Annotated in this window: 15 protein-coding genes; 10 read left to right on the top strand and 5 right to left on the bottom strand. The window is 71.8% G+C overall.

All coding sequences use genetic code 11. The features are described from left to right. Positions 1 to 14: 14 nt before the first annotated feature. Positions 15 to 1841, bottom strand: coding sequence for a coagulation factor 5/8 type domain-containing protein (locus tag ACIQRL_RS39970; RefSeq protein WP_401341094.1), 1827 nt, complete (start codon positions 1839 to 1841; stop codon positions 15 to 17). A 434-nt stretch (positions 1842 to 2275) separates the two neighbouring features. On the opposite strand from ACIQRL_RS39970, the gene ACIQRL_RS39965 reads away from it, so the two are divergent. The 5 genes from ACIQRL_RS39965 to ACIQRL_RS39945 all read left to right on the top strand — a co-directional run bounded on the left by ACIQRL_RS39965 (position 2276) and on the right by ACIQRL_RS39945 (position 10013). Then, complete coding sequence (locus tag ACIQRL_RS39965; protein WP_401341092.1) at positions 2276 to 3370, top strand: DUF1996 domain-containing protein; 1095 nt, start codon at positions 2276 to 2278, stop codon at positions 3368 to 3370. A 140-nt stretch (positions 3371 to 3510) separates the two neighbouring features. Continuing rightward, complete coding sequence (locus tag ACIQRL_RS39960; protein WP_401341089.1) at positions 3511 to 5259, top strand: discoidin domain-containing protein; 1749 nt, start codon at positions 3511 to 3513, stop codon at positions 5257 to 5259. Between the two features lie 56 nt (positions 5260 to 5315). Further along, positions 5316 to 7823: a glycoside hydrolase family 3 C-terminal domain-containing protein gene (locus tag ACIQRL_RS39955; protein ID WP_401341087.1), complete on the top strand. Its 2508-nt coding sequence runs from the start codon at positions 5316 to 5318 to the stop codon at positions 7821 to 7823. A 63-nt stretch (positions 7824 to 7886) separates the two neighbouring features. Further along, the gene (locus ACIQRL_RS39950; protein WP_401341085.1) at positions 7887 to 8927 is read left to right on the top strand and encodes a LacI family DNA-binding transcriptional regulator; all 1041 of its coding nucleotides are present in this window, start codon (positions 7887 to 7889) and stop codon (positions 8925 to 8927) included. Positions 8928 to 9131: 204 nt separating this feature from the next. Continuing rightward, a complete protein-coding gene (locus ACIQRL_RS39945) occupies positions 9132 to 10013 on the top strand; it encodes a universal stress protein (protein ID WP_401341083.1) in 882 nt (293 codons plus the stop codon). Between the two features lie 167 nt (positions 10014 to 10180). On the opposite strand, the gene ACIQRL_RS39940 is transcribed toward ACIQRL_RS39945, so the two are convergent. After that, positions 10181 to 10534 (bottom strand): hypothetical protein, encoded by a 354-nt coding sequence (locus tag ACIQRL_RS39940; protein WP_261707414.1) that lies wholly within the window; start codon positions 10532 to 10534, stop codon positions 10181 to 10183. A 107-nt stretch (positions 10535 to 10641) separates the two neighbouring features. Between ACIQRL_RS39940 and ACIQRL_RS39935 the strand changes: the two genes are divergently transcribed. Continuing rightward, on the top strand, positions 10642 to 11307 hold the full coding sequence (locus ACIQRL_RS39935) for an NUDIX domain-containing protein (RefSeq protein WP_401341080.1): 666 nt from the start codon (positions 10642 to 10644) through the stop codon (positions 11305 to 11307). A 232-nt stretch (positions 11308 to 11539) separates the two neighbouring features. On the opposite strand, the gene ACIQRL_RS39930 is transcribed toward ACIQRL_RS39935, so the two are convergent. Both ACIQRL_RS39930 and ACIQRL_RS39925 read right to left on the bottom strand, forming a co-directional pair. Continuing rightward, positions 11540 to 14089 carry a SpoIIE family protein phosphatase gene (locus ACIQRL_RS39930; protein WP_401341077.1) on the bottom strand — a complete coding sequence of 850 codons (2550 nt, stop codon included), beginning with the start codon at positions 14087 to 14089 and terminating at the stop codon, positions 11540 to 11542. Positions 14090 to 14279: 190 nt separating this feature from the next. Beyond that, a complete protein-coding gene (locus tag ACIQRL_RS39925) occupies positions 14280 to 15200 on the bottom strand; it encodes a LysR family transcriptional regulator ArgP (RefSeq protein ID WP_401341075.1) in 921 nt (306 codons plus the stop codon). 66 nt (positions 15201 to 15266) lie between these two features. Between ACIQRL_RS39925 and ACIQRL_RS39920 the strand changes: the two genes are divergently transcribed. From ACIQRL_RS39920 to ACIQRL_RS39905, 4 genes are all read left to right on the top strand, one after another. Further along, complete coding sequence (locus ACIQRL_RS39920) at positions 15267 to 15878, top strand: LysE/ArgO family amino acid transporter (protein ID WP_401341072.1); 612 nt, start codon at positions 15267 to 15269, stop codon at positions 15876 to 15878. 148 nt (positions 15879 to 16026) lie between these two features. Beyond that, positions 16027 to 17337: an MFS transporter gene (locus tag ACIQRL_RS39915; protein WP_401341220.1), complete on the top strand. Its 1311-nt coding sequence runs from the start codon at positions 16027 to 16029 to the stop codon at positions 17335 to 17337. Positions 17338 to 17386: 49 nt separating this feature from the next. Beyond that, a complete protein-coding gene (locus ACIQRL_RS39910; RefSeq protein WP_401341070.1) occupies positions 17387 to 18205 on the top strand; it encodes a methyltransferase domain-containing protein in 819 nt (272 codons plus the stop codon). 112 nt (positions 18206 to 18317) lie between these two features. Beyond that, positions 18318 to 18686: a DUF6479 family protein gene (locus ACIQRL_RS39905; protein WP_401341068.1), complete on the top strand. Its 369-nt coding sequence runs from the start codon at positions 18318 to 18320 to the stop codon at positions 18684 to 18686. Between the two features lie 126 nt (positions 18687 to 18812). On the opposite strand, the gene ACIQRL_RS39900 is transcribed toward ACIQRL_RS39905, so the two are convergent. Next, on the bottom strand, positions 18813 to 19760 hold the full coding sequence (locus ACIQRL_RS39900; RefSeq protein WP_401341219.1) for an ATP-dependent DNA ligase: 948 nt from the start codon (positions 19758 to 19760) through the stop codon (positions 18813 to 18815). Between the last annotated feature and the right edge of the window lie 247 nt (positions 19761 to 20007).

Below are 20007 nucleotides of genomic sequence, written 5' to 3'. Positions count from 1 at the left end.
TCCGCGCGGGGCGGTCAGGGGTACGAGACCACGGTGGACGGCACCGTCGAGGTGCCCGACGTGGGCGCGCCGGTCTCGTTGACGACGTGCTCGTACTGACCCTGGCCGCCCAGCGAGACGACCAGCAGATCGTGGAACTTCACGCCCGGCTTGTTCGGCGCCGCGAATCCGTTGTGCTGGACGATCGTCGGATCGACGTTGTAGTAGCAGTAGCTGCCCAGGCCCCATCCCTCGTGGGTGGTCACGGAGTCGGCGACCTTGTAGGCCGCGTATCCCTTGACGCTCCCGTTCTGGATCGCGGCCTGGTTCGGCGCGTCGTACGCCTTCTCGTTCTGGAAGAAGATCGTGCGGCCCCGCTGGCCGTACCACTGCACGTCGTACTTGTTGAAGTGCTCGACGAACAGCCCGGTGGCCAGCACGTCGTCGCCGTTGACGCGGATGCCGTAGTCGGCCCGGTTGGTGTCCCAGCCGACGCCCGTGCCGTGGTCGGCCCGCCAGATCCAGGTGTGGTCGACGATCGTGTGCCGGCTGTTGATGACCATGCTGGTCGTCGCCTTGCCTGCGCCCGCCCCGCCGATGCGGACGAAGACGTCCTGCACGGTCGTCGGGTTGGCCGAGTGGTCCGCCGAGGCCCCGGCCGGACCGACTTCCAGGAGGGTCGCGGAGTTGACGGGCCCGGCGTCGATCAGGAAACCGGCGAGCCGGACCCCGTCGACGTCGGCCGTCCTGAGTACGGTGACGCCGTTGTCCGGGACCAGCGTGGCGTAGCCGAGACCGAGGACCACCGTGCCCGCGCGGTTCACCTGGATCGGCTGGTCGAGGTGGTAGATCCCCGGTGTCAGCAGCAGGTGGAGACCTTGCGTGAGCGCGGCGTTCAGGGTGGCGGCGGTGACACCGGGCTTGGCCACGTAGAACTGGCTGAGCGGCAGCGACGAGCCGCGCGGGGTTCCGTTGCCCCAGGTGACGCCGCGTGCGTTGGTGCGCTTCTCCGGCAGGAACACCCGGTACTCGCTGCCGTTGAGGTACAGGAACGGCTTCTCGCGGGAGACGGGCGTGGTGTCGAGCGTGGTGTACGGCGGGTTCGGGAAGGACTGCGCGGGCGCGCCCTGGACGCCCGAGAACACCATGTTCCAGACGGCGTTGACCCAGCCGCCCACCGAACTGTCGCGGGTGTACCACTGCTGCTGCGAGTACGGACCGACCGAGCCGTCGATGCGGCTGTCGGCGATGTAGCCGCCACTGGCCCAGCCGTAGCCGTCGGGGGCGAGGTTGAGGCCGCCCTTGATGTGCATACGGCGGAAGGGAGCGGCCTGGGCGACCGCCCACCGGTTGGTGCCGCTGACCGGAGTGAGGGCGAGGTTCTCCGCCGAACGCCAGAAGTTCTGGGTGGCGTTGCCGTTGAACCAGCCGGCGTCGACGGTCACGTCACCGTTGATCGCCGTGTCGTCCGGTGACAGACCGAGGCCCGCGATCGAGGTGTAGAAGCCGAGCTGCGCGTTGAGGCCGCTGTACGTACCCGGCTTGAACAGGAACGCGTAGCGGCCCGTGCCGAACTGCGCCGACTCCTGCTGGTGGAAGACCTGGTCGAGCCTGGCCTGGATGCCCGGCGTCGAAGGATCGAAGACGATCACGTTCGGGCCGAGATCGCCTCCGCCGGGAAGAGCTGACGGCTGCTGGGCGGGCTGGGCGGATACGGCGGGAACAGCGGGCGAGGCGGACGCCGGTGAGGACAGGGCGAGCAGTCCTGGCGCCGCCGCGCCGGCCGCCATCGCACCGAGGACGGTGCGCCGCGCGACGGTGGAACGGCCGGGCTCCGGGACGTCTGTGGGGGTTCGAGACATGGGGGGCGACTCTCCTGGTTCAGGAAGTGAACGATGGGAGGTACGGGGGAGCGCTCTCTCGCCGATGCATGCTTCATCCAGGTGAACGACACGTCAAGAGTTGTGACCGGAGTCCCCGATGTTATTGCGCGGCCGACGGGCAACTCGCCCCGTATTTGGGAGGGTTCACGGGATTATGGTCCCAAAGGGAGATCGCTGAGGGGCCTGGGATTGTGTTCAAGAGGTGCGCGCATGATGCGCCGCCGTGATCCTTAGTCAACTCCCTTGACACCCTCACGCAACCGCTACAACACTCCTCAGCGGGAGAGCGCTCTCCCGTTTCCCTCGGCACATGTGATGGACCGTCACGCGGGCGGCCCCCAGCGGCACTGTGCTCACCGCCGCTCCCGGCCGCCCGACCCCCACCGTCCCCATCGACGTGGCAGGAGGTCTCCATGGCACGGAGATCGAAGATCGTCTCAGGATTACTGATGTCCAGCGCGCTGGTGCTGACGTCGCTCGGTCTGGCCGGAGTGGCGATGAGCGCCGACCCCGCGTCCGGTCCGGCCTCGTCCGTGGCGGGTTCGACGCCCGTCCACGCGGCTCACGCGATGGCCGCCTCGACCCTCTCCTCGCCCGAGGACCCTGACGGCGACGGCTACATCCTCGCGAACCCGCAGGTGACCGGGGTCGTCCCGTCCAAGGCGGATCCGACGCACCGCTACTTCCACGAGTTCCAGGCGAACTGTTCGGTGACCCGCACCAGGCCGGACGATCCGATCGTCTATCCCGGTCAGCCGGGCAAGTCCCACGACCACACCTTCCTGGGCAACACCACGACCGAAGCGGCCAGCACCACCGCCTCGCTCGACGCCGGTTCGACCAGCTGCAAGGCCCCGGGCGACAAGTCGGGGTACTGGATGCCGACCCTGCTCAAGGGCAACACCCCTGTTCTGCCGGTCGGTCCGCAGGTCATCTACTACAAGGCCGGCGTCACCGACTACACCAGTGTCCGGCCCTTCCCGAAGGGGCTGCGGTTCGTCGTCGGCAGCCCGATGCAGTCCGCGGCCGACTTCCGCAACCACCGGGGGTTCGTGGAGGGATGGGAGTGCGGCAACAGCTACTTCAACGTGGACTTCCCGCAGCAGTGCCCGAACACCGCCGACGTCCAGCTCAACATCCGCTTCCAGGCGCCCAGTTGCTGGGACGGCAAGTACCTGGACACACCCGACCACAAGAGTCACATGGCGTACCCGGTGGTCAACCCCGGCACCAACAACAACATCTGCCCGGACGACCACCCGGTCGCCCTGCCGATGATCGAGTTCAAGATGGCCTTCCCGGTCAACGGTGACATGTCGCAGGTCAGGCTCTCGAGCGGCGCGGGCTACTCCTTCCACTACGACTTCTTCAACGTGTGGGACCCGCCGACGCTCAAGGCGCTCGTCGACCACTGCGTCGTCGGCGGACTCCAGTGCGACGCCCGCGGCTACGACCAGACGCACCCCGAAGCGGGCGCGGCACTCGACGAGAACTACCGGCTTCCCTGACGCGGACGCGTCCCGCCGGTCCGGCCCGCACCCGGACCGGCGGGACGCCCCCCACCTGACCCGCACTCCACCGGCTCCCCCACCCCATCTCACCCGCACTCCTCACCCGCACCCCTCACCCGTACACCGGACGGACACCCATGACCGGATCCCGTACCACCCGGCGCCGTATCGCGGCGCCCCTCACCGCGGGCCTGCTCGCCGCGGGAGCACTCGTCCTGCCGTCCCAGCCCGCCCAGGCGGCCGGCGGCGTCGTCAAGGTCACCGGCTCGCAGGGCAACTGGCAACTGACCGTCGACGGAAGCCCGTACCAGATCAAGGGCCTCACCTGGGGGCCGGCCGTCGCCGACGCCGGGCGCTATATGCCCGACCTGAAGTCGATGGGCGTCAACACCGTCCGCACCTGGGGCACCGACGCCTCCAGCAAACCCCTCTTCGACGCGGCGGCGGCCCAGGGCATCAGAGTGATCGCCGGCTTCTGGCTGCAGCCCGGCGGCGGTCCCGGCAGCGGCGGCTGTGTGAACTACCTGACCGACACCGCCTACAAGAACCAGGTGCTCACCGAGTTCCCCCAATGGGCCGCCACCTACAAGGACAACCCCGGTGTCCTGATGTGGAATGTCGGGAACGAGTCTGTGCTCGGACTCCAGAACTGCTACAGCGGCGCCGAGTTGGAGCGCCAGCGCGACGCGTACACCACGCTCGTCGACGACATCACCAAGAAGATCCACGCCGTCGACCCCAACCACCCCGTCACCTCCACCGACGCGTGGACCGGCGCCTGGCCCTACTACAAGCGGAACGCGCCCGACCTGGACCTGTACGCGGTGAACGCCTACAACGCGATCTGTGACGTCAAGTCGGCCTGGGAGCAGGGTGGTTACACCAAGCCCTACATCGTCACCGAAACCGGTCCCGCGGGCGAGTGGGAGGTCCCGGACGACGCCAACGGCGTCCCCGCGGAACCCACCGACCGGGCGAAGGCCGACGGTTACACCCGGGCGTGGAACTGCGTCACCGGGCACAAGGGCGTCGCCCTCGGCGCGACGATGTTCCACTACGGCACCGAGTACGACTTCGGCGGCATCTGGTTCAACCTGCTGCCCGCGGGGGAGAAGAGGCTCTCGTACTACGCGGTGAAGAAGGCGTACGGCGCGGACACCTCCCGTGACAACACCCCGCCGGTCATCACCGATCTGTCCGTCGAGGGGGACGCGGGCAAGGTGCCCGCCGGGCGCGACCTCACGCTCGCCGTCAAGGCCACGGACCCCAACGGCGATCCGATCACGTACGAGGTGCTGGACAACAGCATGTACATCGACCAGAACAAACAGCTCAACTCGCTGCCCTTCACCGACCTCGGCGGCGGCCGGCTCCGGGTGACCGCGCCGGACCGGCCCGGTGTCTGGAAGTTCTACGTCAAGGCCAAGGACGGCAAGGGCAACGTCGGTGTCGAGACCCGCTCCGTGCGGGTGGTACCGCCCACCCCGAGCGGCACGAACGTCGCCCTCGGCAAGCCGGCCACCGCCTCCTCGTACCAGACGGGCGGCGGCGACTGCCCCTGCACCGCGGCGGGCGCCGTCGACGGCAACCTCAACACCCGCTGGGCCAGCGACTGGAGCGACCCGCAGTGGCTCCGGGTCGACCTCGGCACCCGCACCTCGTTCCGCCATGTGCAACTGGTCTGGGAGACCTCGTACGCCAAGGCCTACACCCTGCAGACCTCGGACGACGGGCAGAACTGGACCACCGTCCGCACGGTCACCGACGGCAACGGTGGCGTCGACGACTACGACGTGTCCGGCACCGGCCGCTACGTACGGGTGAACGGCACGGCCCGAGGAACCGGCTGGGGCTATTCGCTGTACGAGTTCGGGGTCTACAACTGAATCACGACATCGGGGGAGAGCGCTCTCCCAGGAATGAGGCCGGACGGGTGCGGAGCATGGACGACGAGGCGGAGCGTGAGCGGCTCCTCGGTAAACTCACGCTCCGTGAGAAGGTCCGGCTGCTGACCGGCGCGACCACCTGGCGCACCCGGGCCGAACCGGCCCTGGGGTTGCGGGAGATGGTCCTGTCGGACGGTCCCGCCGGAGTACGCGGACAGTCCTGGGACGAGCGCGATCCCGCTCTGCTGCTGCCCTCCGCGTCCGCCCTCGGCGCCCTGTGGGACGAGGAACTGCTGGAGCGTCTCGGCGGTCTGCTCGCCGCCGAGGCGCGCCGCAAGGGCGTCGACGTGGTCCTCGCGCCCACCCTCAACCTGCACCGGACGCCGTTGGGCGGGCGGCACTTCGAGTGTTTCTCCGAGGACCCCGAGCTGACCGGCCGCACCGGCGCCGCGCTCGTCCGGGGCATCCAGGCACACGGTGTGGCCGCCACCGCCAAGCACTACGTGGCCAACGACTCCGAGACCGACCGCCTGACCGTCGACGTCCGGGTGTCCGAGCGGGTCCTGCGGGAGGTGTATCTGGCACCGTTCGAGGCGGCCGTCCAGGCCGGCGTCCGGGTCGTCATGGCCGGGTACAACGGCGTCAACGGCGCCACGATGAGTGCGAGTCCGCTGCTCACCGACCCGCTGAAACGGGAATGGGGCTTCGAGGGCGTGGTGGTCTCCGACTGGGGCGCCGTGCGCTCCGGCGACCCGGCCGCGCGCGCCGGCCTCGATCTCGCGATGCCGGGGCCGGAGAGCGCCTGGGGGCAGGAGTTGGTACGGGCCGTGGAAGCGGGGCGTGTTCCGCAGGCGGCCGTCGACGACAAGGTGCGGCGGCTGCTCGGCCTCGCCGCGGCCTGCGGCGCCCTCGGCGAGCCGCCGTCCGCGCCGGAACCGGCGTCGCCGGTGCCGTCGGAGCCGCTGGAGCCGCCGTCCGCGCCGGAGTCGCCGGGGGCCGACCCGCCCGCCCCCCGTCGCGTCGCCGCACGTGCGCTGCTGCGGCGCGCCGTCGCCGCGAGCGCCGTCCTGCTGCACAACCGCGATGTCCTCCCGCTCGACCCCGGCCGGTTGCGCCGTGTCGCCGTGATCGGAGCGCACGCCGCGCGGCCGCGCACCCAGGGCGGCGGCAGCGCGGGGGTCTTCCCCGAGCGGGTCGTCACGCCGTTGGACGGCATCAGGGCGGCGCTCGGCGACGACGTGCGTGTCGTGTACGCACCCGGCCCCTCGACGGACGCCCCTCCGCCACCCCTGACGCCGGACCTGTGCGCCGATCCGGTCACGGGCAACCCCGGGGTCCGCCTGCGCCTGCTGGACGCGGCGGGGCTGGAACTGCACTCCGAACACCGACGCAGCGGACGCCAGTTGGAGCCACCGCTCGAACCCGGCGCGCACACGGTCGAGATCAGCGCGCTCCTGCTTCCGGGAACCTCGGGGCCATGGACGCTCGGTGTCGGCGGGTTCGGTCGCCTGAGCGTCACGGTCGACGAACACGTCTGCCTGGACGGGGAGTTCGGCATGGAGACCGACGATCCGGCGGTCGTCCATGTGAACCCGCCCGTCCACTGTGTGCGGGTGCCGCTCACGGCCGGACGCCCGGCGCGGGTCGTGGCGCGCCGTGAACTGGCACCCGGGACCGGACGGGCCACCGTCGTCACCGCTGCCCCACCGCGCCCCGACGACGCGGCGGCCCTGGCCGACGCGACGCGGGCGGCCGGGGCGGCGGACGCGGCGATCGTGGTCGTCGGCACCACCGAACACGGAGAGTCGGAGGGCTACGACCGGACGGACCTCGGGCTCGGCGGACGACAGGACGAGCTGGTGCGGGCGGTGACCGCCGCCAAACCGCGCACGGTCGTCGTCGTCAACAGCGGCGGACCCGTCGAACTGCCCTGGCGCGCGCGGGCCGGTGCCGTACTGCTGACCTGGTTCCCCGGGCAGGAGGGCGGCGCGGGCCTGGCCGACGTGCTGTTCGGCCGCGCCGAACCCGGCGGCCGGCTGCCGACGACCTGGGCGGCGGCCCTCGCCGACGCGCCCGTCACCCGCACCCGGCCCCGGGGCGGACGCCTCGACTACGCGGAAGGGCTGCACATCGGCTATCGCGCCTGGGCACGCCACGACCGTGAACCGGCGTACTGGTTCGGGCACGGGCTCGGCTTCACGACCTGGGCGTACGAGGGGCTGGACGTCCCCGAGGGCATCGTGGCCGGCGAGCCGTTCACCGTGCGGGTCGCGGTGCGCAACACGGGCGCGCGACGCGGACGCGAGGTCGTCCAGGTCTATCTCGCCGGACCCCCCGGCCCCCTGGACCGCCCGGAGCGATGGCTCGCCGGATACACCGCGGTGAGCGTTGAACCGGGGGAGCGGGCCACGGTGTCGGTGCGGATACCCGCCCGCGCGCTGCGTCACTGGGCACCGGACGAGCACGCGTGGCGCACCCGGCCCGGCCCCTACCGCGTGCTCGCCGGCCGCTCCGCGGGCGCTCTGCCGCTGACGGCCACCGTGCTGGTCCGGGCCCCCGATTGAGCGCCGGGGCGGCCGGGGAGAGCGCTCTATCCCGAGGCGGTGCCGTGCCGTTAGGGTGCCGCCATGAGCAGACAGGCTCCCACGCTGGAGGATGTCGCGCGGGTGGCCGGAGTCTCTCGCGCGACCGTGTCCCGGGTCATCAACGGTGTCCGCAATGTCGACCCGGGGATTCAGGAAGTGGTGCGTCAGGCCGTCGAGCGGACCGGGTACGCGCCCAACCGGGCCGCCAGATCGCTGGTGACCCGGCGCAGCCAGACGGTGGCGCTGATCGTCTCCGGCGCGGGCGACACCCCGGAACAGGAGCAGAACGCCTTCGCCGCACGGGTGTTCGCGGACCCCTTCTTCGGACGGGTCGTCAGCGGCGTGGTGGGGTACCTGCGTCCGCGCTCGATGCATCCGCTCCTGATGTTCGCCGAGTCCGCGGAGACCAGGAGCCAGGTACTGAGCGATCTGAGGCAGGGCAGCGCCGACGGCGCGCTCGTCGTCTCCACCCACGCCGACGACCCGCTGCCCGCACTCCTCGCCGACGCCGAGCTGCCCGCCGTCCTCTTCGCCCGGCCCTCCCGCCCCGTGCGGCTGAGCTACGTCGATCTCGCCCACCGTGAGGGGGCGCGGCTGGCGGCCGAGCACCTGCTGAACCGGGGGTGCCGGCGGATCGTCACCGTCACCGGGCCGCTCGGTGTGGCCGCGAGCCAGGACCGGCTCGCCGGGTTCCGCGACACGATGGCCCGCGGAGGGCATCCGTACGTTCCCGTCGCCGAGGGCGGGTTCACCCTGGACAGCGGCATGGCGGCGATGTCCGGGCTGCTGTCCGAACACCCGGACGTGGACGGGGTGTTCGCGGCCAACGACCTGATGGCCCAGGGGGTGTGCCAGGTGCTCCGGGAGCGGGGCAGACGGGTGCCGGACGATGTCGCGGTCGTCGGCTTCGACGACTCCAGCGTGGCGGTGACGTGCCGGCCCCCGCTGACCACGGTGCGGCAGCCGGTGGAGGAGATGGCCGCGGCGATGGCCGCCCTGCTCGACGAGCACATCCGGGGTGTACGCACCGAACCCACGTCGTTGATCTTCGACCCGGAACTCGTGGTCCGAGCGTCGGCGTAGCCGGGTGCCGCCGCTTTCGGCGTGCCGTCCTGCGGGCGGCCGTGTCAGCGGACCCCGGCCCCCGGCCGTGGTGCGCGGGATGCGCCGTCGCGCACCACGCGCCCTCCGGTCCGCGGGTTCGCCGGTGCCGGTGGCGGACACTGGACCGGTCAGGATGGACGAGTACCCGGCCGGACAGGCGGGCCGGCGACGGAAGGCAGGCGCATGACCCACCCGATCACCGTGGGCGTGGACGGATCGCCCGAGAGCAGGGCGGCGCTGGCCTGGGCGGGCCGTGAGGCCCTACGCCGGGATGTGCCCCTGCGGGTGGTGTACGCCTGGCACTGGCCGCCGCACGACATGGTCGGCGGTGGTGACCGGGAGGACCAGGCACGCTGGGTGCGCGGCATGATCGAGGACGCGGCCCGCACGGTGACCGACCGGCACGGCGACCTGCCGGTGACGGTCGACGTGATCGACTCCATCGGAGGCGAGGTGGTCGAGGCGCTGCTGGGCGTGGCGGCGGAGACCGGGACACTGGTCCTCGGGTCGCGCGGGTACGGCGCGTTCGTCGGCTTCCTGCTCGGTTCCGTCGGACAGCGGGTGATCTCCGAGGCGCCCTGCCCGGTCGTGCTGGTGCGTTCGGAGGACCGCCCCGAGACGGAAGCGGGCGGCCGGGAGATCGTCGTGGGCCAGCAGGGCGGGCCGGAGGACGGCGCGGCCGCTCTTCGTTTCGCGTTCGAGACCGCCGCGGCCCGTGGCGCGGCGGTGCGGGCCGTACGGGCCTGGAGCCTGCCGCCGGTGTTCGCCTACAGCCCCGGCTCGTTGAAGATGCTGGACGAGGTCGGCGGACTGGAACCGTACGAGAGGAAGGCGCTGGCCGAGGCGCTCCAGCCCTGGCGCGAACGCTTCCCCGGGGTGCCCGTCACCCAGCACATCGAGATGGGCAGCGCCGGCCAGGTGCTGCTGTCCCTCTCCGACCGGGCCCAGTTGATGGTCGTCGGGCGCCGGGCCGACCGCTCCGCGGTGGGCGCGCGGATCGGTTCGGTGGCCCACGCGGTGATGCACCACGCGCCGTGCCCGGTGGCGGTGGTTCCGCACTCCTGAAGGCCGTCGCGACGCGGCCGGCCCGCCGCCGGGCGCGTTCAAGTCGGCAGGGCCCACTCATAGTTGAGCCCAGGGCGTGGGGAACGCGTGTCGGCAGCGGGTACCCGGCCGACCCGGGTTCCCCACGCCCTGCCTGCGGGTGAGGCGGCCCGGGACGGACGCGGTGGTCAGGTGTTGTCGGCCCGGGACATGCGCAGGGCGAGATCCTGGAGCAGATCGGCCGTCGTGACGTCGGTCCGACCGGAGTCGTGGAGGTCGGCGAGTTCGGAGAAGAGGAACGCGAAGGCGCCCACCAACGAGATGGCGGCGGGCAGATAGGCGTCCGCCACCGCCTGCCCGGCCTCGGCGGGACCCGCGTCGCCGGGCACCTCGACGCGCGGGAACACCTCGGTGACGAGCGCGCCCAGGTTGTTCTCGGCCGACTCGACCCCGTCCTCCTCGTCCTGGGCGATCCTGCGCACCATGGCGTTGGTCTCGGTGAGCACGCCGATGGCGCGCAGGATGATCTCCGTCTGTTCCATGCCGTGAGCCTAAACGGGCGAAGGCCCGCTGTGACCGGGATCTTGGTCTCGGGATGGTAGACAGTGCCCATGAACGACATCTCCCGCGCCCACCGGGCCGGCGCGCGATGACCGCGGGCATCGACACCCCCGACCGCCGCGGCCGCACCGGACTCGACCGGGCGGGCCGCGACCTCACCGGCAATCCACGGGTCAAGATCCGCGACGTACAACTCCTGTCCTGCCACTGGTACGTGGAGCGCACCACCACCTTCGACCTCCAGCTCGCCGACGGAACCTGGAGCACCCAGGAACGCGAGACCCACGACCGCGGCAACGGCGCCACCCTCCTGCTGTACGACACCGAGCGTGAAACCGTGCTGCTGACCAGGCAGTTCCGGTATCCCGTGTATGTCAACGGGCATCCGGACGGCATGCTGATCGAGACACCGGGCGGCCTGCTCGACGAGGCGGACGAGCACCCCGAGGTCGCGGTACGGCGTGAGGTCATCGAGGAGACCGGGCACACCGTCGGCGCGGTCGAGCACGTCTTCGACGTCTACATGAGTCCGGGTTCGGTCACCGAGCGGGTGAGCTTCTACGCCGCCTCCTACGGCCCGTCCACCCGCACCCATGAGGGCGGCGGGCTGGACGAGGAGGGCGAGGACATCGAAATGGTCGAACTTCCCTTCCGCGACGCCCTGGCGATGGTCCGCACCGGGGAGATCGCCGACGCCAAGACCATCATGCTGTTGCAGTGGGCCGCTCTGGAGGGCCCGTTCAAGAAGGCTTGACCTGGAGAGCACTTCAGGCTCCAGACTCCCGTTCGGGCCTGAGGGCTTCGGGCCCGGACGGGAGCTCCACCATGCGCCAACGCACGATCGGGCGGGAGCCTCCTCGGTGGCCCGGCTGGAGTTGAACCTGGCGGCGGTGGACCTGGAACTCGCCCCGGAACAGCGGGCCCGCCCGGACGCGGCCCACTGACCCCGTCGAAGCCGGGCCGGCAGGGGAGGCTCACCGCACGGGCTACTGGCGTCCGTCACCTCGGGGCGCGCGCCGGGTGGTGAGCAGCAGGGCGATGTCGTCGGGGCGCTCGTTGGCCTTCCGGGCCTCCGCGGTGAGCAGATCGGCGGCGCTGGACAGGGACGGTCCACCCGATCTCAGGTGCTGCGGGGGGCCCGCCGCGGCCAGGGTCGCGCGAAGGGCCTCGACCCCCTCGTCGATGTCGGTGCCGGGCCGTTCGACCAGGCCGTCCGTGTACAGGGCCAGCACGGCCTCCGGTTCCAGCATCAGATCCGTCACGGGGTAGTCGGCCAGCGGGTCGACACCGAGCACCACACCGCCGGGCAGGTCCAGGACCTCGGTGCGGCCGTCGGGATGGCGCAGCAGCGGCTGCGGATGCCCGGCCCGGGCGGCCTGCGCGACCCCGGTCAGCGGGTCGACCCGGACGTAGCAGCAACTCGCGAACTGGCCCGGGTCGAGGTCGATGAGCAGCCGGTTGGTGCCGCTCATCACCTCGTCCGGAGGATGGTCGCCGAGGGCGAACGCCCGTACCGCGCTGCGGAGTTGACCCATGGTGGCGGCGGCCTGGACACCGTGCCCCTGTACGTCCCCGATCACGAGGGCGAGCCCGTCGCCGGCCTCGACGACGTCGTACCAGTCGCCGCCCACGTCCATGCCGACGGTACCGGGCAGATAGCGGCCCGCCGTCTGCACCAGAGGATGCGCCGACAGACGGTGCGGCAGCAGGGCCTCCTGGAGCCCGCGGGCGAGCGCGGACTCGTTGTCGTAGCGCCGAGCCCGTTCCAGGGACTGCGCGATCAGACCGGCGAGCGCGGTGAGGACCGTACGCTCCTCGGTGCTGAAGGTGCGGGGCCGGTCGAACCCGAGGATGCAGGAGCCGACCGGCCGCCCGGAGGCGATGAGCGGAAGGAAGGCGCGGGCCCCGACCGTGGCGTCCAGGTCGATGCCCGGATAGGCGGCGGCGAGTTGTTGCATCGACTCGAAGAAGAGCGGCCGGCCGCTGGTGAGCGTCTCGACCCCGGGGAGTTTGGCGTCCAGGCCCACGCCGTCGAAGGGGGCGAGGAACCCTTGCGGGAAGCCGGTCTCCCAGGCCAGATAGAGCCGGCGGTCCTGGAGCAGATAGATGGCGAGGCGGCGGCTTCCGAACGCCGGCAGCAGCTCGCGCATCACCACCTCGGACACCTGCCGTGCGGTCACGGCCTCGGTCAGCGCGATCGCGAGGACGATGGGCCGGTACTGCGGTGCCGTGCCCGTGACACCGGCGTCCGGTTCCTCCAGGTCGGCCCGTACGGCCTGCGTCGCCTCCGCTTCGAACGGAGCGTTCCCGGAGGCCTCCGCGGCCCGCCCCAGCGGCATGATCTTGCAGGTCACACCGCGGGGCCCGGGAAAGACGGAGAAGCTCAGCCAGGTTCCCGCCGTGTCCCCCGGGGAGGTCTCGGTGCCGTTCCCCAGCGGGCTCCGGGCCCGGAAGTGCACCGGGTCCGGCGAAAGCAGCGCGCTGCGCAGATGATCCTCGTACGCGGGGCGGTCCATCCAGGGCACCACGTCCCACAGCAGCCGCCCCAGCAGCTCGGCGCGCGGACGGCCGAGCAGGTCGGCGGCGCGTGGATTGGCGTAGGTGATCAGCCCGAGCCGGTCGATCGCGAAGACGCCCTCCGGGAGCTGGTCGGCCGCTCCGTCCGCCGCCGGTCCCGGTCCCGGGTCGACGAGCGCGCCGCTGACCCGGTACGGCGGGACACCCGCTCCCCCCGCCGTCCACAGTTCGAGGAGCCGCAGTCCGCCGTTGCCGGTGCGTACCGGCATGGGATGCGGCGGCGGCCGGCCGGCCGCCGTCTCGCGCAGCGCGGCCAGCAACAAGCGGGGTTCGTCGTGGGCCAGCGCGTCCGCGAAGGCCTCCGGCGTCCCCGCGAAGTCCTCCTGAGGGATCCCGAGGAGCGCCCACAGGGCGTCGTCGGCGATCAGTGTGCCGTCGCCGGGATCCCAGGTGAAGCCCCCGACACAGCGGGTGGACGGGCCGTCGGCGGGGGGCCGGGTGCCGAGGGGCTCGCCGTCCCACAGGACCGGCGAGCCGTCCTTGTCCAGCAGCGCCAGTCCGGCTCCCAGTTCCTCCGCCACCGCTGTCATCCGGTCGCGGTCGGGCAGGACCTCCGTGGCGTCCGAGGCGGGCGGGCGCAGCACCGTGAGGACGCCGTACGGGGTGGAGTCGCCCACGACCGGAACGTAGAGCGAACCGAACTGGAACGGAAGTCCCGCCGCGAGCTGCGGATAGCGGCGCATCGTCTCGGCCGGATCGGCGAGCAGCACCTCCACACCGAGCCGATGGGCGTCCGCGACCGGAAACGGCCGGTCCACGTGCATCCGCCACCAGGGGCGGAAGAGGGGGCTCGGAAGCCCCGCCAGCACGGCGAGACGCAGGAGTCCGGGCGTTCCGGAGCGCAGATAGACGCCGCCCGCGAAGCCGCGGGCCGCCCTGATCGCGTCCGTCACGGCGTCACTGAGCAGGGCGGCCAGGCTGTCCAGCGCCTGGCCATCGCGCTCGGCGCTCCCTGTCATCGATCTGCCCTCGTCCGCCCGCCGCCAAGGGGGTAACACAGCAAGAATGCGCCTCTCAGGTCGCTGACCGCACCTCGACGTCCTCCGCGGCACCAGGACGTGAGGCCATTCTCACCGGCCGCGCCCGGATGTGCCCAGCGTGAACATACCGGGTCGGGCGTGGTTCGGGAGCTGTCCGGAAGCGAGTGATTCAGGAAGCCGGGCCGGGCGCCAGCGTCTCGGCGGCGACGGCCGCCACGGCCTCGGCCAGCGCGCCGAGCGCGGGGAAGTCGAGCTTCCACTGCTGCCAGAACAGCGGAACGTCGACGCCCTTGCCCGGTACGAGGTGGACCAGCCTCCTGGCGCGCAGCAGCGGTCCGGCCTGCACCTCGGGCACCATGCCCCAGCCCATTCCGGCCACGACGGCGGCGACGAAGCCTTCCGAGGAGGGGACGAAGTGGCGCAGGGCGCTCGCTCCCGGACCGCCCGCGAAGGCGCGGACGAAGTCGTCCTGGAAGCCGTCGTTGCGGTCGAAGGCCACCACGGGGGCCGCGCCGAGGGCCTCGCGCTGCGGGGTGCCGGGCGGGGTCCCGAGCCACTGCTCGGCGAAGCCGGGACTCGCCACCGGCAGATAGCGCAGCCGTCCCAGGGCCCGGACGGAGCAGCCGGCCACCGCATCGGGCGACGAGGTCACCGCCGCCATCACCGTTCCCGCGCGCAGCAGGGCGGCGGTGTGGTCCTCGTCCTCGCGGCGCAGCTCGAAGCAGAGCCGGAGCTCCGGCGGCACCCGGGAGAGCGCCGGCAGGAACCAGGTCGCGAGCGAGTCGGCGTTCACCGCGATCGACAGCCGGGTGGGCTCACCTGATCCGGACATGCCGAGTTCGGCGTGCGCGTCGCGCTCCAGCCGGGCGAGCCGGCGCGCGAATCGCACCACGATCTCGCCGGACTCGGTCGGCCGCACCGGCTTCGTCCGTGTCAGCAGGACCCGTCCGGTGCGCTGTTCGAGTGACTTGACCCGCTGGCTCACCGCCGAGGGCGTCACATGGAGCGCCGTGGCCGCCGCGTCGAAGGTGCCCTCGTCGACCACCGCGAGCAGCGTGCGCACCTGGTCGAGGGGGAGCTCCGCCATCACAAGCGCTAATGATACGTAAGAATCTTTAGCTGTACTCCTGGCGATCCGCTTTCTAGCGTCGAAGACATGACAGACGCCCTCACCACCGCGGTCGCCGGATTCGGCACCGGTCTCTCCCTCATCGTCGCCATCGGCGCCCAGAACGCCTTCGTCCTGCGCCAGGGCGTGCGCCGCGACGCCGTCCTCGCCGTGGTGGGAATCTGCGCCCTGTCCGACGCGCTGCTCATCGCGCTCGGGGTCGGCGGGGTCGGCGCGATCGTGGTGGCCTGGCCCGCGGCGCTCACGGCGGTCGGGCTGATCGGCGGCTGTTTCCTCATCGGCTACGGCGTTCTCGCCGCCCGGCGGGTGCTGAGGCCCTCGGCCCTGCGGGCGGCGACCGGGTCCCCGGGCTCCTGGCGCCGCGCCGTCCTCACCTGCCTCGCCCTGACCTGGCTCAACCCGCACGTCTACCTCGACACCGTGTTCCTGCTGGGCTCGCTCGCGGCCGACCGCGGATCACTGCGCTGGACGTTCGGTCTCGGCGCGGCGCTCGCCAGTCTGTGCTGGTTCGCGGCCCTCGGGTTCGGCGCCCGGCTGCTCGGCCGCTTCCTGGCCCGGCCCGCGTCCTGGCGCGTGCTGGACGGCCTGGTCGCCACGACGATGATCGCGATGGGCGCCACCCTGATCGCCGGCGCCTGAGCCGCCGTACACCGGTCGTACGTCCGTCCCGCGCGGCCCGGCGCGGGGCGCCCGGTGCACCAATCCGGTCCCCCGGGGGACACAAGCCGCTCACGCTCGGCCATAGTGATCCCCGAATCGAAAGATGTATCGAGCAATCAGGGTGAGCGTGGACACGAGCCAGAGCAGTACGGACAACGGCGCCGCGACGCCCGACGGGAGCGCGGAAGCCGAGCGGCCCGGCCGCTCCGGATGGCGTCGCTGGGCCATGGACACCCGGCCGCTGCGCCGGCCGGCCTACCGCAGGCTGTGGACCTCGACCGCCGTCACCTCCGTGGGCAGCCAGCTCACCGCCGTCGCCGTGCCCAAGCAGATCTACGACATCACCGGCTCCTCGGCCTGGGTCGGCTACGCCAGCCTCGCCGGCCTGCTGCCGCTGGTGGTCTTCGCCCTGTGGGGCGGCGCGATCGCCGACAGCATGGACCGCCGCAAGCTGCTCCTCCTCACGAACACCGGCATAGCCGTCACCTCCCTGCTCTTCTGGGTCCAGGCCGCCATCGGACTGGAGTCGGTGCTCGTCCTGATGGTCCTGCTCGCCGTTCAGCAGGCGTTCTTCGGTCTCAACTCCCCGGCCCGCAGCGCGTCCATCGCCCGGCTCGTCCCGGCGGACGAACTGCCCGCCGCCAACGCGCTCGGCGCGACCGTCATGCAGACCGGCTCGGTGGCCGGACCGATGCTCGCCGGTGCGCTCATTCCCCTCATCGGCCTGCCCGAGCTCTATCTGATCGACGCCCTCGCCCTGTGCGTCACCGTGTGGGCCGTCCTGCGGCTCCCCGCGCTGCCACCCCTCACGGCAGCGTCCGCCCAGCGCGCGGGGCTGCGCGAAGTGGTGGCCGGTTTCCGCTACATCGCCCTGCACAAGGTGCTGCTGCTGTCCTTCCTCGCCGACATCATCGCCATGGTCCTCGGCATGCCGCGCGCCCTGTTCCCGCAGCTCGCCGCCGAGACGTACGCCCCGTACGGAGAGGGGCTCGCGCTCGGGCTGCTGTTCGCGGCGGTCCCCATCGGCGCGGTCCTCGGCGGACTGATGTCGGGCACCTTCTCCCGCGCCCGCCGGCACGGTCTGATGGTCATCCTCTCCGTCGCCGCCTGGGGCGCGGCCATCACCGGGTTCGGGCTCAGCGACAGCCTGTGGGTCGCCGTGGCCTTCCTGGCCATGGCCGGGGTCGCCGACATGGTCTCCATGGTCTTCCGCGGCGCGATCCTGCTCTCCGCCGCCACCGACGAGATGCGCGGGCGCCTCCAAGGCGTGTTCACGGTCGTCGTCGTGGGCGGCCCGCGCGTTGCCGACGTCCTGCACGGCACGGCCGGCTCGGCCTTCGGGGCACCCGCCGCGGTCGCCGGCGGCGGCGTACTGGTGATCATTGCGGTGCTTGCGCTCGCTTTTGTCACACCGGCCTTGAGGCGTTACACAATCTGAATAGTGATCTGAATACGGAATGGACCTTGGTGGTTCTAGAGTGACGGCCATGGGGGACACGCGACCTACCTCGGAATTCCACGCGCAGAACACCAGCGCGGACAGCACCACCCGTCTGGTGGGCGCCCTGGATGCTCAGGACGTCAACGACGGCGTACAGCGCCTGCGTTCCTGGGCTCACGCGGCACTGGCCGTACGCCCGGGCGAGCGGGCGCTCGACATCGGCGCGGGCACCGGCTCGCAGACCCGGCGTCTCGCGGCCGCCGTGGGTCCCCGCGGCCGGGTGCTCGGCATCGAACCGAACCCCGGACTGCGCGCCGTGGCCGAACAGCGGGGGACCGAGGAGCGCAGCGCCGCCCGCTTCGCCGACGGTGACGCCCTCGCCCTTCCGCTGCCGGACGCCACGGTCGACGTGGTGTGGTGCGAGCGGGTGCTCCAGCACCTCGTCGAGCCGGAGAAGGCCGTCTTCGAGATAGCGCGCGTGCTGCGCCCCGGCGGGCGGGTCGCCCTGCTGGACACCGACTGGGCGACCACGATCCTGCACCCCGGCGACCCCGAGACGATCGCCGCGCTCACCACCGGCGCGCTGTCAGCGGCCGCCGACCCGTACTCCGGACGCAAGCTGGTGGGACGGCTGACGGCCGCCGGGATGGTGGTCGACGACCGCGGATCCCAAGCCCTGCTCCAGGATCACAAATCGGTCGCGTGGCCGCTCATCCGCATGCTCGGCGATTCGGCGCTGCGCCGTGGACTCATCGGCGAGACGCAGCGCGACCGCCTGTACGAGGAACTCACGGAGGCCGCGCGACAGGGCGGTCTGCACATGTCCGTGACGATGTTCGGGGCCGTGGCGCACCGTCCGGAATGATCCTGTTCCGGCCCGCGGCGTACCGTTCGGAATGATCCGGAATACAATGGAATGGCCGTCGCTGACGGACTAGTACGCACATTTCCCCTGGTATTGGGGGTACGCGAACACCATGTACACCGCGAGCCACGATCTGATCGCAGCAAGTTCGACGCTGAACGCGGGCGCCGCCTTCATCGGCGGCCTCATCATCGCCGGCGCGCTCGTCTGGGCCGTCCGGATGGGCATCAGGGTGCGGAACCTGGAATCGCGCCCGCCCACTCCCGAGGAGCAGCCCAGGCTGCCCGACGGCGGGGCGGTGCACGAGGAGCGGGAGATGCGAGAACCCGACGAGGTTCCGCACGCCGCGGACGAGAGCGAGCGGCTGTTGCCGTACAACATGCACTCCGCGAGTACCAAACACGCTGATGACCAGCATCGTAAGCGCTGGCAACCGGGATCCAGCGGGTCCTTCGGCAGCGGCGGACCCGGCAGAACCTGACCGGGACGTGAGGAGCCGGCCGCCGCGCGCGGCCGGCTCCTTCACGTTGCCTCGTGTCACGCCTCCGGGAGTTCGACTGTCATACCCCCGGAAGATCGGCCTGTCACGCCTCCGGCGGATCGGCTGTCACGCCTCCGGCAGATCGGCGGCCGAGTTCTCGGGAGCGAGGTCGGGACGTAGCCGCAGCCACGACGGCTGGCGCAGCAGTCCGGCACGGGTACGGGTGCTGTAGCGGACCTCGCCCACCAGCCGGGGCAGCACCCAGCGCGCCTCGGCCGCACGCGGGAGACTGTCGAAGGGGCAGCGGCCGGTCTCGGCGGCCCTCAGGAGACGGGCGAGTTCGGCGCGCTCGGTCTCGCTCCAGCCGGTGCCCACGCTCCCGACATAGCGCAGCCTCCCGGCGTCGCGCTGGCCCATGAGCAGGGCGCCGGGCAGTCTCGACAGCCGCCCCTTCCCGGGGACCCAGCCGCCGACGAGGACGTCCGCGGTCCTCATGTTGCGGATCTTGATCCAGGACCGCGAGCGCACGCCGGGCTCGTACACCGAGTCCAGCCGCTTGCAGACCAGCCCCTCCAGACCGCTCTCCCGCGTCGCCCGCAGGGCCTGGTCCCCGTGCCCCACGAGCGCCGCCGGCGTGGACCAGAACGGGCCGTCGAGGGACAGGCTCTCCAAGGTCTGCCGCCGCCGCGCGTAGCGCAGGCCCGTGAGATCGCCTCCCAGACGCATCACGTCGAACAGGACGAGATGAGCGGGCGCCCGGTCCGCGGCCCGAGCGGCCTTGTCCGGCGACCGGGCGAGCCCCATCCGCGACTGCAGGAGCTGGAAGTCGCCCCGGCCCTGTTCGTCCAGGACCAGCACCTCACCGTCCAGGACCGCCGCGGTCGTGCCGAGAACGCCGCCGAGCGTCCGCAGTTCCGGATAGGCGGCCGTGATGTCATCGCCCGAGCGGGCCCGCAGCAGCACCGTGCCGTCCCCGGGCAGATAGACGACGGCACGCTGACCGTCCTGCTTCGTCTCGTAAGCCCAGCGCATGTCCTGTCCGGCGGCCGGCAGGGTTCCGGGGGTCGCGAGCATCGGCGCGATCAGCGGCAGATGCGGCAAGTTCGGCGGATTCACAGCCTTTCTGTCGACACGCCGCCGACCGCACACGCTTCACCGACCCCGCTTTCGCCTGAACGGCCGCGCCGCGGTGTTCCGGGGGGCGCCGCGTGATCGGAGCGCGGCCCCTAAGGGCTGTCCCGTAATCCCCGGCGGGCGCACGACGACAGCTACGGCACCTCGCCGCGTTGTCGGATCGCCCGAATACGCCCAGTATGAGGAC

It is taken from the genome of Streptomyces sp. NPDC091209, from assembly GCF_044757755.1.
GTDB lineage: Bacteria > Actinomycetota > Actinomycetes > Streptomycetales > Streptomycetaceae > Streptomyces.
This window is presented reverse-complemented; position numbering and strand designations above follow the sequence as displayed.

Bases quoted from the DNA above. Each gene is read 5' to 3' on its own strand.
- ACIQRL_RS39970 (WP_401341094.1), bottom strand. From the start codon at position 1,841: ATGTCTCGAACCCCCACAGACGTCCCGGAGCCCGGCCGTTCCACCGTC.
- ACIQRL_RS39910 (WP_401341070.1), top strand. From the start codon at position 17,387: ATGGGGGACACGCGACCTACCTCGGAATTCCACGCGCAGAACACCAGC.
- ACIQRL_RS39920 (WP_401341072.1), top strand. From the start codon at position 15,267: ATGACAGACGCCCTCACCACCGCGGTCGCCGGATTCGGCACCGGTCTC.
- ACIQRL_RS39965 (WP_401341092.1), top strand. From the start codon at position 2,276: ATGGCACGGAGATCGAAGATCGTCTCAGGATTACTGATGTCCAGCGCG.
- ACIQRL_RS39905 (WP_401341068.1), top strand. From the start codon at position 18,318: ATGTACACCGCGAGCCACGATCTGATCGCAGCAAGTTCGACGCTGAAC.
- ACIQRL_RS39930 (WP_401341077.1), bottom strand. From the start codon at position 14,089: ATGACAGGGAGCGCCGAGCGCGATGGCCAGGCGCTGGACAGCCTGGCC.
- ACIQRL_RS39960 (WP_401341089.1), top strand. From the start codon at position 3,511: ATGACCGGATCCCGTACCACCCGGCGCCGTATCGCGGCGCCCCTCACC.
- ACIQRL_RS39940 (WP_261707414.1), bottom strand. From the start codon at position 10,534: ATGGAACAGACGGAGATCATCCTGCGCGCCATCGGCGTGCTCACCGAG.
- ACIQRL_RS39900 (WP_401341219.1), bottom strand. From the start codon at position 19,760: ATGCTCGCGACCCCCGGAACCCTGCCGGCCGCCGGACAGGACATGCGC.
- ACIQRL_RS39945 (WP_401341083.1), top strand. From the start codon at position 9,132: ATGACCCACCCGATCACCGTGGGCGTGGACGGATCGCCCGAGAGCAGG.
- ACIQRL_RS39955 (WP_401341087.1), top strand. From the start codon at position 5,316: ATGGACGACGAGGCGGAGCGTGAGCGGCTCCTCGGTAAACTCACGCTC.
- ACIQRL_RS39935 (WP_401341080.1), top strand. From the start codon at position 10,642: ATGACCGCGGGCATCGACACCCCCGACCGCCGCGGCCGCACCGGACTC.
- ACIQRL_RS39950 (WP_401341085.1), top strand. From the start codon at position 7,887: ATGAGCAGACAGGCTCCCACGCTGGAGGATGTCGCGCGGGTGGCCGGA.